The sequence below is a fragment of the Ferrovibrio sp. genome (assembly GCF_019636075.1).
GTDB lineage: Bacteria > Pseudomonadota > Alphaproteobacteria > Ferrovibrionales > Ferrovibrionaceae > Ferrovibrio.
In genome coordinates this window covers 93,834-106,233 of sequence record NZ_JAHBYG010000009.1, presented here as the reverse complement: position 1 = coordinate 106,233, position 12,400 = coordinate 93,834, and the positions used below count along the sequence as shown (strand labels likewise).

Below are 12,400 nucleotides of genomic sequence, written 5' to 3'. Positions count from 1 at the left end.
CCGCGAAGGCGGCCGCACCGTCGGTGCAGGCGTCGTCGCTTCCATCATCAAGTAAGGGGTATCCAAGTTACCCGCGAGTGCAGGGGCGTAGCTCAACTGGCTAGAGCACCGGTCTCCAAAACCGGGGGTTGGGGGTTCGACTCCCTCCGCCCCTGCCAGCGCGGTACCAGCCTCCCGGCCAGGGTGAAAACCCTGCGGCCGGGAATGGCATGATAAGGCACTACCTAAGGCACTACCGCCGGAAATGGCGTGAAAGCCTGCAGCCGGAAACGGCATGAAAGGTTGAACGGTTAGAATTATGGCGAAGACCAATCCCATCGAGTTTCTCCGCCAGGTGCGTCAGGAGACCTCCAAGGTCACCTGGCCCACCCGCAAGGAAACCCTCATCACCACCGGCATGGTGTTTGTGATGGGCCTGGTTGCCGCGTTGTTTTTCTTCCTGGTGGACTCTGTGCTCCGCTTCGGGGTGCAGTTCGTTCTGGGTTTGGGGAGCTGAGCCGATGGCTAAGCGTTGGTACATCGTTCACGTCTACTCGAACTTCGAGAAGAAGGTCGCTCAGGCCTTGCGCGACAGCGCTGCGCAAAAGGGCATGTCCGACCTGATCGACGAAGTGCTGGTGCCCACCGAGGAAGTGGTTGAAGTGCGCCGCGGCCAGAAGGTGAATGCCGAGCGCAAGTTCTTTCCCGGCTATGTGCTGGTGAAGATGGATCTCACCGACGAAACCTACCATCTGGTGAAGAACACCCCGAAGGTGACTGGTTTCCTGTCGTCGGGCGGCAAGCCGTCGCCGATCACGGAAGCCGAGGCGCAGCGGGTGGCCAACCAGGTCAAGGAAGGCGTCGAGCATCCCAAGCCGAGCGTGGTTTTCGAGGTGGGCGAGCAGGTCCGCGTGGCGGATGGCCCCTTCACCTCCTTCTCCGGCGTGGTGGAGGAAGTGGACGAAGAGCGTGCCCGCCTCAAGGTGGCTGTGTCGATCTTCGGTCGCGCCACCCCGGTGGAGTTGGAATACAGCCAGGTCGAAAAGGCCAGCTAAGTTTTGTGAAATTCCGGTCGCTGCTTGAGAAAGCATTTGACCAGCAGACCGCTGGGGCTTATAAGCGCCGGCTTCCGGGGGCCTTGAGGGCCGCCGGTACACTGTGTGGGAGATGGATGGGGCCAGTTTCGCCAGGCCCAGGGTCGTCGCACCACGCAAACTCCAACGGGAGAGAAATTCTCCCAACAGTATAAGGAGTTACAGGATGGCGAAGAAGATTGACGGCTATATCAAGCTGCAGGTGCCGGCCGGCAAGGCCAACCCGTCGCCGCCGATTGGCCCCGCGCTGGGCCAGCGTGGCGTGAACATCATGGAATTCTGCAAGGCGTTCAACGCCCTGACCAAGGATCTCGAGCCCGAGATGCCGATCCCGGTGGTTATCACCGTGTATTCGGACCGCTCGTTTACCTTCATCACCAAGACCCCGCCGGTGACCTACTTCCTGAAGAAGGCCGCCAAGATCAAGTCCGGCGCCAAGCTGACCGGCCGCGAGAAGTCCGGTTCGGTGACCATGGATCAGGTGCGCGAGATCGCCAAGGCGAAGATGAAGGACCTGAACGCTCATGATATCGAGGCTGCCTCGCGCATGATCGTCGGCTCGGCCCGTTCGATGGGCCTCGAAGTCACCGGTCAGTAAGGGGAGATACGATCATGGCAAAGCAAGGCAAGCGTTACGCCGCCGTTTCCAAGACCGTGAACCCGGAAGCCCGTTACGACGTGGATGCCGCGGTGAAGCTGGTGAAGGCTGCGGCCAAGGCGAAGTTCGATGAGACCATCGAAATCGCGATGAACCTCGGCGTTGATCCGCGTCATGCCGATCAGATGGTGCGTGGCGTGGTGACCATGCCGTCTGGCACCGGCAAGACCGTGCGCGTGGCGGTGTTCGCCAAGGGCCCGAAGGCTGAGGAAGCCAAGAAGGCCGGTGCCGATCTGGTGGGCGCCGACGACCTGGCCGAAATCATCAATGGCGGCAAGATCGAATTCGATCGCTGCATCGCCACCCCGGACATGATGGCCGTGGTGGGCAAGCTTGGTAAGGTGCTGGGCCCGCGCGGCCTGATGCCGAACCCGAAGCTGGGTTCCGTGACCATGGACGTTGCCGGCGCCGTGAAGGCGGCCAAGGGCGGCCAGGTGGAATTCCGCGTCGAGAAGGCCGGCCTGCTGCATGCCGGCATCGCCAAGGCGTCGTTCACCGAAGACCAGATCCTGGTCAACGTGAAGGCCTTCATCGATGCCGTGCTGAAGGCCAAGCCGACCGGCGTGAAGGGTCATTACGTGAAGAAGATCGCGCTCAGCTCCACCATGGGGCCGGGCGTGCGCGTGGAATTGTCGAGCGTGCTCGGCGGCGGTGCCGATAAGGCGGCTGCCTAAGTTGTTCGACTGCGAGTAACCGGGATTGCTTCGGCGATCCCGGCGGTTCTCCGCAAGGAGGGCCATCCTGTCCGAGACTGCGGGTATCTAAGGCATTTCGGTGCCGCGGATGTAATGGATTTCCGCCTGCATAGACGGGGAACAGAGACTTCCGAGGAACCGGCCTGGTTCCAAAAGAAGGTTCGAGCCCTGGGACAGGCGAACCGGACGTATCGGTTCGCCGTGAGACGTGAAGTCGAGCGTCGAAACGTGCGTCCAAACGCAACCGGGTCGGGATGGTCCCGATCCGTTGAGGGAGACGAGCAGTGGATCGTTCTCAGAAACAGGAACTGGTCGGCGTGCTCAACCAGGTGTTCGCGAACACCCAGGTTGTCGTCGTTACCCAGAATACCGGTTTGACCGTGGCTCAGGTAACTGATCTGCGCCGTCAGATGCGGGCCGCTGGGGCCAGCTTCAAAGTCGCTAAGAACCGGCTTGTCTGCCTTGCCCTCGAGGGCACGCCCTACAAACCCCTTGCCAAGTATTTCAAGGGGCCGACCGGCATCGCTTACGCAAATGATCCGGTCGCGGCCGCCAAGGTCGCCGTGGAATTCGCCAAGAAGAACGACAAGCTCGTTATCGTTGGCGGCGCCATGGGCGAAACCGTTCTGGATGCCGAAGGCGTGAAGACCCTGGCCAGCCTGCCGTCGCTCGATGAGCTGCGCGGCAAGCTGATCGGTCTGCTCCAGGCACCGGCCACCAAGGTGGCGGGTGTGGTGCAGGCTCCGGCCAGCCAGCTTGCACGTGTGTTGCAGGCTTTCGCCTCGAAGGAGTGAGGTGGCGCGAGCCACGACGTGAACCAGTAACCAGGTATCGAACCTATTAGGAGACTAACATGGCTGATTTGAACAAGATCGTCGACGAGCTGTCGCAGCTCACCGTTATCGAAGCTGCCGAGCTGGCCAAGCTGCTGGAAGAGAAGTGGGGCGTTTCCGCTGCTGCTCCGGTTGCCGTGGCTGTTGCCGGCGGCGGCGCTGCCGCTCCGGCCGCTGAAGAGAAGACCGAGTTCAACGTGATCCTCGCCGATGCCGGCGCGAACAAGATCAACGTGATCAAGGAAGTGCGTGCCATCACCGGCCTGGGCCTCAAGGAAGCCAAGGATCTGGTGGAAGGCGCGCCGAAGGCCGTCAAGGAAGGCGTCAACAAGGACGACGCCGCCAAGATCAAGGCTCAGCTGGAAGCTGCTGGCGCCAAGGTCGAAGTCAAGTAATACACCGCGTAAGGTGGCGGGAAGGCGTCGGCATGGCGCCTTCCCAAAACCACTGACTGCCATATCTTACATGCCCCGCCCGTCGCGGTAGTTCGACGGACAGCTTTTCGGTAACCGGACACTGGGCGCGGCGATCGCCCGGCGGGATCATGGGCCCGCGAAATTCATCGCTTGTCCGGTTTGCCGCGCGGCGCGCGAATATTTCGCGTTGCTGCCTCTTTGGATCTGGAACAGACATGACCGACACTGGACTGGCGCTCTCCTTCACCGGCCGTAAGCGCGTGCGCAAGAGCTTTGGCCGCATCCCCAGCATCACCACCATGCCCAACCTCATCGAGGTTCAGAAAAGCTCCTACGAGAGCTTCCTGATGATGAACATGGTTGCGGATACGCGGCCCGATGCCGGCCTGCAGGGCGTGTTCAAGTCGGTTTTCCCGATCAAGGATTTCTCCGAAACCTCGTCGCTGGAATTCGTGAAGTACGAATTCGAGCCGCCGAAATACGACGTGGATGAGTGCATGCAGCGCGGCATGACCTTTGCCGCGCCGCTGAAGGTGACGCTGCGCCTGATCGTGTTCGAAGTGGATCCGGATACCCAGGCCAAGTCGGTGCTCGATATCAAGGAGCAGGATGTGTACATGGGCGATATGCCGCTCATGACCGACAAGGGCACCTTCATCATCAATGGCACCGAGCGCGTGATCGTGTCGCAGATGCACCGCTCGCCGGGTGTGTTCTTCGACCACGACAAGGGCAAGACCCATTCCTCGGGCAAATATCTCTACACCGCCCGCGTGATTCCTTATCGCGGTTCCTGGCTGGATTTTGAATTCGATGCCAAGGATTTCGTGCATGTGCGCATCGATCGCCGCCGCAAGCTGCCGGTCACCACGCTGTTCTTCGCGCTGGGCCTCACCCAGGAAGAGATACTGGATTCCTTCTACAAGAAGGTAGTCTACAAGCGCGACAAGAAGGGCTGGCGCACCGAATATAACGCCGAGCGCATGCGCGGCATCCGTTTGGCCAGCGAACTGATCAATGCCAAGACCGGCAAGGTGGCCGTTGAAGCCGGCACCAAGATCACCCCGCGCCTGGCCCGCAAGCTGGCCGATGAAGGCCTGAAGGAATTGCTGGTTTCGCCGGCCGACATGGTTGGCAAGTACAATGCGCTCGACATCATCAACGACCAGACCGGCGAGATTTATCTCGAGGCCGGCGAAGAGCTGGATCTGAAGAAGATCGAGCTGCTGGAAGAAGCCGGCATCGAGCAGATTTCGGTGATCGATGTCGATCACGTCACCATCGGCTCCTATATCCGCAACACCATGGTTGCCGACAAGAACCAGAGCCGCGAGCAGGCGCTGTTCGAAGTCTACCGTGTGATGCGTCCGGGCGAACCGCCGACGATGGATACCGCCGAGGCGCTGTTCCACGGCCTGTTCTTCGATTCCGAACGGTATGATCTTTCGGCCGTCGGTCGCGTGAAGATGAATGCGCGCCTGAATCTGGAATGCGAAGACACCGTGCGCGTGCTGCGCACCGAAGACATCCTGGCCTGCGTGAAGACGCTGGTGGAATTGAAGGATGGCCGCGGCGATATCGATGATATCGACCATCTGGGCAACCGTCGCGTTCGCTCGGTGGGCGAGTTGATGGAGAACCAGTATCGCATCGGCCTGCTGCGCATGGAGCGCGCCATCCGCGAGCGCATGAGCAGCGTGGATATCGACACCGTGATGCCGCACGATCTGATCAATGCCAAGCCGGCGGCGGCGGCGGTGCGTGAATTCTTCGGCTCGTCGCAGCTGTCGCAGTTCATGGATCAGACCAACCCGTTGTCGGAAATCACCCATAAGCGCCGCCTCTCGGCGCTGGGCCCGGGCGGTCTGACCCGCGAGCGTGCCGGCTTCGAGGTGCGCGACGTGCACCCGACCCATTACGGCCGCATCTGCCCGATCGAAACCCCGGAAGGTCCGAATATCGGCCTGATCAACTCGCTGGCCACCTATGCCCGCGTGAATCAGTACGGCTTCATCGAGAGCCCCTATCGCCGCGTGCGTGAAGGCAAGGTGACCGACGAGGTCGTCTACCTCACCGCCATGGAAGAGGGCAAATACTCCATCGCTCAGGCCAATGTGCCGGTGGATGCCAAGGGCAAGCTGGTGGGCGAGCTGCTGAATTGCCGCGTGAACGGCGATTTCCAGATGCTGCGTCCGGAGAATGTCGATTTCATGGACGTGTCGCCCAAGCAGCTGGTTTCGGTGGCTGCCGCGCTGATCCCGTTCCTGGAAAACGATGACGCCAACCGCGCGCTGATGGGCTCGAACATGCAGCGCCAGGCGGTGCCGCTGATCCGTGCCGAAGCCCCGCTGGTGGGCACCGGTATGGAAGAGGTGGTGGCCCGCGATTCCGGCGCCACCATCGTCGCCAAGCGCTCCGGCGTGATCGACCAGATCGACGCCACCCGCATCGTGGTGCGCGTGAGCGACGAAGCCGACATGTCGAAGTCGAACGTCGACATCTACAAGCTGCTGAAGTTCCAGCGTTCGAACCAGAATACCTGCATCACCCAGCGTCCGCTGGTGAAGGTGGGCGATCAGGTGAAGGCCGGCGACATCATCGCCGACGGCCCCTCCACCGAGCTGGGCGAATTGGCGCTGGGCCGTAACGCGCTGGTCGCGTTCATGCCCTGGAATGGCTACAACTTCGAAGATTCGATCCTGATCAGCGAGCGCATCGCCAAGGATGACGTGTTCACCTCGATCCATATCGAGGAATTCGAAGTGATGGCCCGCGACACCAAGCTGGGCCCGGAAGAAATCACCCGCGACATCCCGAATGTGGGCGAGGAAGGCCTCAAGAATCTCGACGAGGCCGGCATCGTCTATATCGGCGCCGAAGTGGGCCCGGGCGACATCATGGTGGGCAAGATCACGCCGAAGGGCGAAAGCCCGATGACTCCGGAAGAGAAGCTGCTGCGCGCCATCTTCGGCGAAAAGGCTTCCGATGTGCGCGACAGCTCGCTGCGCGTGCCGCCGGGCGTTTCCGGCACCGTGGTGGAAGTGCGCGTCTTCTCCCGCCATGGCGTGGAGAAGGACGAACGCGCCCTGGCCATCGAACGCGCCGAAATCGAACAGCTGGCCAAGGACCGCGACGACGAACGCGCGATCATCGATCGCTCGATCTTCGCCCGCCTGAAGGAATTGCTGCTGAACAAAATCGCCGACAAGGGCCCGAAGGGCTTCAAGGATGGTGGTAAGATCACCGAGGAAGTGCTGGCTGAATTGCCGCATTCCTCCTGGTGGCAGATCAGCATCAAGGCCGAGAAGTCGATGGCCGATATCGAGGCGCTGAAGAAGCAATACGATACCGCCATGGCCCGCATTCAGGCTCGCTTCGAAAGCAAGGTGGAGAAGCTGCAGCGCGGCGACGAACTGCCCCCGGGCGTGATGAAGATGGTGAAGGTGTTCGTGGCGGTGAAGCGCAAGCTGCAGCCGGGCGACAAGATGGCCGGCCGTCACGGCAACAAGGGTGTGATCTCGCGCATCATGCCGGAAGAAGACATGCCCTATCTGGCGGATGGTACACCGGTTGATCTGGTGCTGAATCCGCTGGGCGTGCCTTCGCGCATGAATGTGGGACAGATTCTCGAAACCCATCTCGGTTGGGCCTCCGCGGGCCTGGGCCGTGAAATCGGCGAGACCCTGGCTCGCGTGCGCCGCAACGCCGCCAAGGCGGAAGACCTGCGCAAGGTGCTGAAAACCATCTACTCGAAGGAAGAGTATCAGGAGAAGATCGCCGATCTGAGCGACGATCAGGTTCTGGAACTCAGCTTCAACCTGCGTCGCGGTGTGCCGATGGCCACGCCGGTATTCGATGGTGCCCACGAGGCCGATATCAACGAGATGCTGGCCAAGGCCGGCTACGCTGAGAGCGGCCAGGTCACTCTGGTGGATGGCCGTACCGGCGAATCCTTCGATCGCAAGGTCACGGTCGGCTACATCTACATGCTGAAGCTGCATCACCTTGTCGACGACAAGATCCATGCCCGCTCCATCGGCCCGTACTCGCTGGTCACTCAGCAGCCGTTGGGCGGCAAGGCGCAGTTCGGCGGTCAGCGTTTCGGCGAAATGGAGGTCTGGGCACTTCAGGCCTACGGCGCCGCCTATACGCTGCAGGAAATGCTGACGGTGAAGTCGGACGACGTGGCCGGCCGCTCGAAGGTCTACGAGGCCATCGTGCGCGGCGACGACAATTTCGAAGCCGGTATTCCGGAATCGTTCAACGTGCTGGTCAAGGAAATGCGGTCGCTCGGCTTGAATGTCGAGCTGTCGCAGCGTTCCTACTGATCCCGCGCATAGGAGAGCAAAGCCATGAACGAGCTTAGCAACGTTTTCGGTCAGCCGCAGGGCGCCCAGAGCTTCGACCAGATCCAGATCTCGATCGCTTCGCCGGAGCGTATCCGCTCCTGGTCCTACGGCGAGATCAAGAAGCCCGAGACCATCAACTACCGTACCTTCAAGCCGGAGCGCGACGGCCTGTTCTGCGCCCGCATCTTCGGCCCGATCAAGGATTACGAATGCTTGTGCGGCAAGTACAAGCGCATGAAGTATCGCGGCGTGATCTGCGAAAAGTGCGGCGTTGAAGTCACGCTTTCCAAGGTGCGGCGCGAGCGCATGGGCCATATCGAACTGGCCTCGCCGGTGGCGCATATCTGGTTCCTCAAGTCGTTGCCCTCGCGCATCGGCTTGATGCTGGACATGACGCTGAAGGATCTCGAGCGCATCCTGTATTTCGAAAACTATGTCGTCATCGAGCCGGGCCTCAGCCCGCTGAAGATGTTCGACCTGCTCACCGAAGAGCAGTATCTCAACGCGCAGGAACAGTATGGCGAAGATAGCTTCGTCGCCAAGATCGGTGCCGAAGCGATCCGCGACCTGCTGATCGCCATCGACCTGGAAAAGACCCGCGCCGATATCCGCGACGAATTGGCCGAGACCACGTCGGAATTGAAGCCGAAGAAGCTGGTCAAGCGCCTGAAGCTGGTGGAAAGCTTCATCGAATCCGGCAACAAGCCGGAATGGATGGTGCTGACCGTGGTGCCGGTGATTCCGCCGGAACTGCGCCCGTTGGTGCCGCTGGATGGCGGCCGCTTCGCCACTTCGGATCTGAACGATCTGTATCGTCGCGTCATCAACCGCAACAACCGCCTGAAGCGCCTGATCGAGCTGCGCGCGCCCGATATCATCGTGCGCAACGAAAAGCGCATGCTGCAGGAAGCCGTCGATGCGCTGTTCGACAACGGCCGTCGCGGTCGCGTCATCACCGGCGCCAACAAGCGTCCGCTGAAGTCGCTGTCCGACATGCTGAAGGGCAAGCAGGGCCGCTTCCGTCAGAACCTGCTCGGCAAGCGCGTCGATTATTCCGGCCGTTCGGTCATCGTGGTGGGCCCGGAATTGAAGCTGCATCAATGCGGCCTGCCCAAGAAGATGGCGCTGGAACTCTTCAAGCCCTTCATTTACTCCAAGCTTGAGCTGCGCGGCCTGGCCGCCACCGTCAAGATGGCGAAGAAGATGGTGGAGAAGGAGCGTCCGGAAGTCTGGGATATCCTCGAAGAGGTGATCCGCGAGCATCCGGTGCTGCTGAACCGTGCGCCGACCCTGCATCGCCTCGGCATCCAGGCATTCGAACCCACCCTGATCGAAGGCAAGGCGATCCAGCTGCATCCGCTGGTCTGCTCGGCCTTCAATGCCGACTTCGACGGCGATCAGATGGCCGTTCACGTGCCGCTGTCGCTGGAAGCCCAGCTCGAAGCCCGCGTGCTGATGATGTCGACCAACAACATCCTCAGCCCGGCCAACGGCAAGCCGATCATCGTGCCGTCGCAGGATATCGTGCTGGGTCTGTATTATCAGACCCTGGACCGCAGCGCGCCGCTGGGCGATGTGGTGAAGATCGACAACGTCGATGTGTTCATCAAGGCCTGGGCGGAAGACGACATCATCGTGTTCGATGCCAAGACCCGCACCGAACTGACCAAGACCAATGTGAAGGCCGATGCCGAGCGCATCCTGAAGTCGGATGCCATCATCGAGCGCACGCCGGTTTTCGCCACCGTGGCGGAAATCCAGCAGGCGCTGGATGCCAAGGCGATCAGCCTGCATAACAAGATCAAGGCCCGCCTCAACACCGTGGACAGCGAAGGCACACCCATCGTTGCCCGCGTGGTGACCACGCCTGGCCGCATGCTGCTGAGCGAAATCCTGCCCAAGCACAAGAATGTGCCGTTCAAGGTGATCAACCAGCTTCTGACCAAGAAGGAGATCACCAACGTTATCGACGTGGTGTATCGCCATTGCGGCCAGAAGGAGACCGTTATCTTCTGCGATCGCATGATGGGCCTGGGCTTTGCCCGCGCCTGCCGCGCCGGCATTTCGTTCGGCAAGGACGACATGATGGTTCCCGCCACCAAGGAGAACCTGATCGACGACACCAAGCGTCTCGTGTCGGAATACGAGCAGCAGTATCAGGACGGCCTGATCACCCAGGGCGAGAAGTACAACAAGGTGGTGGATGCCTGGTCGCAATGCACCGACAAGGTGGCCGACGAAATGATGAAGGTCATTCAGACCGACATCAATCCGGCCGACGGCACCCGCCGCCCCACCAACTCGATCTGGATGATGGCGCATTCCGGTGCCCGTGGTTCGGCCAACCAGATGAAGCAGCTTGCCGGCATGCGCGGCCTGATGGCCAAGCCGTCGGGCGAGATCATCGAAACGCCGATCATCTCCAACTTCAAGGAAGGCCTCACCGTGCTGGAGTATTTCAACTCCACCCACGGCGCCCGTAAGGGTCTGGCCGACACCGCCTTGAAGACCGCCAATTCGGGCTACCTGACCCGTCGACTGGTCGACGTGGCGCAGGATTGCATCATCACCGAGGAAGATTGCGGCACCGAGCGTGGCCTGACCGTGCGCGAAGTCGTCGAGGGCGCGGAAGTGATCGCCACGCTCGGCGAGCGTATCCTCGGCCGTTATGCCAGCATCGACGTGAAGCATCCGCTGACCGGCGAAGTGCTGGTGCCGGCCGGCGAGATGATCCAGGAGCGCGACGTGGATCGCGTGGAGACTGCCGGCGTTGAAACCGTGCTGATCCGCTCGGTGCTGACCTGCGACAGCCCGACCGGCGTTTGCGGCAAGTGCTATGGCCGCGATCTGGCCCGTGGCACCTCGGTGAATATCGGCGAAGCTGTGGGCGTTATCGCCGCGCAGTCGATCGGCGAGCCGGGTACGCAGCTCACCATGCGCACCTTCCATATCGGCGGCACGGCCCAGGTGGCCGAGCAGTCGAGCCTGGAAGCGCCGTATGACGCCGCGATCAAGGTGGTCAACCGCAACCTCGTCACCGACAGCCAGGGCCGCTTCGTGGTCATGGGCCGTAATTGCGAAGTGGTGCTGGTGGATGCCAATGGCCGCGAGCGTGCCCGCTACAAGGTGCCTTACGGCTCCCGCCTGGCGGTGGACGAGGGCGGCCATGTCAAGAAGGGCCAGCGTATCGCCGAGTGGGATCCTTACACCCGCCCGGTCATCACCGAACGCGCAGGTCTGGTCAATTACCGCGACCTCGTGGAAGGCGTGTCGATCCGCGAAGCCACCGATGAAGCCACCGGCATCACCTATCGCGTGGTGGCCGATTGGAAGCAGAATCCGAAGGGCGCAGAGCTGCGTCCGCGCATCACCCTGCGTGATGAGTCGGGCGAAGTGCTGACCTTGGCCAATGGCGGCGAAGCCCGCTATTACCTGTCGGCCGACGCTATCCTCTCGGTGAACGATGGCGACAAGGTGCATGCCGGCGACGTGCTGGCGCGTATCCCGGTGGAAGGCACCAAGACTCGCGACATCACGGGCGGTCTGCCGCGCGTGGCGGAACTCTTCGAGGCTCGCCGTCCGAAGGATCATGCGGTCATCGCCGAAATCGACGGCCGTGTGGAATTCGGCAAGGACTACAAGGCCAAGCGCCGCCTGCTGATCCGCCCGGCGGAAGAGGGTTTGGAGCCGGTGGAATACCTGATCCCGAAGGGCAAGCATATCGCTGTGCAGGAAGGCGACTTCGTGCGCGTGGGCGACCATCTGCTCGACGGCAATCCGGCACCGCACGACATCCTGAAGGTGCTTGGCGTGGAAGCGCTGGCGAATTATCTCGTCAACGAAATCCAGGAGGTCTATCGCCTGCAGGGCGTGAAGATCAACGACAAGCATATCGAAGTGATCTGCCGCCAGATGCTGCAGAAGGTGGAAATCACCGATCCGGGCGATACCACTTTCCTGATCGGCGAACAGGTTGATCGCTCCGAGTTCGACGAGCAGAACGCCAAGACTCAGGCCGAAGGCCGCAAGATCGCCAAGTCCATGCCGGTTCTGCTCGGCATCACCAAGGCGAGCCTGCAGACCCGGTCGTTCATCTCGGCGGCCTCGTTCCAGGAAACCACCCGCGTGCTCACCGAGGCGGCCACTGCCGGCAAGACCGACAGCCTGATCGGCCTCAAGGAGAACGTGATCGTGGGCCGTCTGATCCCGGCCGGCACCGGCGCGATCATGAGCCGGATGAAGTCTCTGGCCGCCCAGCGCGACCGCGACTTCGCCGATGCCCTGGAAAGCGAATTGCAGGCTGCCGTCGGCGACGCCGCCGAGTAAGCTGCAAGGCAAGAGCGTTACAAAAAGGGCGGGCCCGAAAGGTCCGCCCT

Annotated in this window: 8 protein-coding genes and 1 tRNA gene; all 9 read left to right on the top strand. The window is 61.5% G+C overall.

All coding sequences use genetic code 11. The annotated features are described in order from the left end of the window. The first annotated feature begins 81 nt into the window (after nucleotides 1-81). The 9 genes from KF827_RS06400 (at nucleotide 82) to rpoC (ending at nucleotide 12,350) form a co-directional block, all read left to right on the top strand. Nucleotides 82-158 (top strand) — tRNA-Trp (locus KF827_RS06400). 140 nt (nucleotides 159-298) lie between these two features. Continuing rightward, complete coding sequence (gene secE / locus KF827_RS06395) at nucleotides 299-496, top strand: preprotein translocase subunit SecE (protein ID WP_291002087.1); 198 nt, start codon at nucleotides 299-301, stop codon at nucleotides 494-496. A gap of 4 nt (nucleotides 497-500) precedes the next feature. After that, nucleotides 501-1,034: a transcription termination/antitermination protein NusG gene (gene nusG, locus KF827_RS06390; protein WP_291002084.1), complete on the top strand. Its 534-nt coding sequence runs from the start codon at nucleotides 501-503 to the stop codon at nucleotides 1,032-1,034. A gap of 205 nt (nucleotides 1,035-1,239) precedes the next feature. Next, the gene (gene rplK, locus KF827_RS06385) at nucleotides 1,240-1,671 is read left to right on the top strand and encodes a 50S ribosomal protein L11 (protein ID WP_291002082.1); all 432 of its coding nucleotides are present in this window, start codon (nucleotides 1,240-1,242) and stop codon (nucleotides 1,669-1,671) included. Nucleotides 1,672-1,685: 14 nt separating this feature from the next. Continuing rightward, nucleotides 1,686-2,405, top strand: coding sequence for a 50S ribosomal protein L1 (rplA, locus tag KF827_RS06380; protein ID WP_291002078.1), 720 nt, complete (start codon nucleotides 1,686-1,688; stop codon nucleotides 2,403-2,405). Nucleotides 2,406-2,710: 305 nt separating this feature from the next. Further along, entirely contained in the window at nucleotides 2,711-3,220 is a 510-nt protein-coding gene (gene rplJ, locus KF827_RS06375) for a 50S ribosomal protein L10 (RefSeq protein WP_291002075.1), read from the top strand. Nucleotides 3,221-3,279: 59 nt separating this feature from the next. Next, entirely contained in the window at nucleotides 3,280-3,654 is a 375-nt protein-coding gene (gene rplL / locus KF827_RS06370; RefSeq protein ID WP_291002072.1) for a 50S ribosomal protein L7/L12, read from the top strand. Between the two features lie 251 nt (nucleotides 3,655-3,905). Next, nucleotides 3,906-8,003, top strand: coding sequence for a DNA-directed RNA polymerase subunit beta (gene rpoB, locus KF827_RS06365; RefSeq protein WP_291002106.1), 4,098 nt, complete (start codon nucleotides 3,906-3,908; stop codon nucleotides 8,001-8,003). A 24-nt stretch (nucleotides 8,004-8,027) separates the two neighbouring features. Next, on the top strand, nucleotides 8,028-12,350 hold the full coding sequence (gene rpoC, locus KF827_RS06360) for a DNA-directed RNA polymerase subunit beta' (RefSeq protein ID WP_291002069.1): 4,323 nt from the start codon (nucleotides 8,028-8,030) through the stop codon (nucleotides 12,348-12,350). Nucleotides 12,351-12,400 lie beyond the last annotated feature (50 nt).

Coding starts and splice junctions, on each gene's coding strand:
- rplL (WP_291002072.1), top strand. CDS start 3,280: ATGGCTGATTTGAACAAGATCGTCGACGAGCTGTCGCAGCTCACCGTT.
- rpoC (WP_291002069.1), top strand. CDS start 8,028: ATGAACGAGCTTAGCAACGTTTTCGGTCAGCCGCAGGGCGCCCAGAGC.
- rplA (WP_291002078.1), top strand. CDS start 1,686: ATGGCAAAGCAAGGCAAGCGTTACGCCGCCGTTTCCAAGACCGTGAAC.
- rplK (WP_291002082.1), top strand. CDS start 1,240: ATGGCGAAGAAGATTGACGGCTATATCAAGCTGCAGGTGCCGGCCGGC.
- secE (WP_291002087.1), top strand. CDS start 299: ATGGCGAAGACCAATCCCATCGAGTTTCTCCGCCAGGTGCGTCAGGAG.
- nusG (WP_291002084.1), top strand. CDS start 501: ATGGCTAAGCGTTGGTACATCGTTCACGTCTACTCGAACTTCGAGAAG.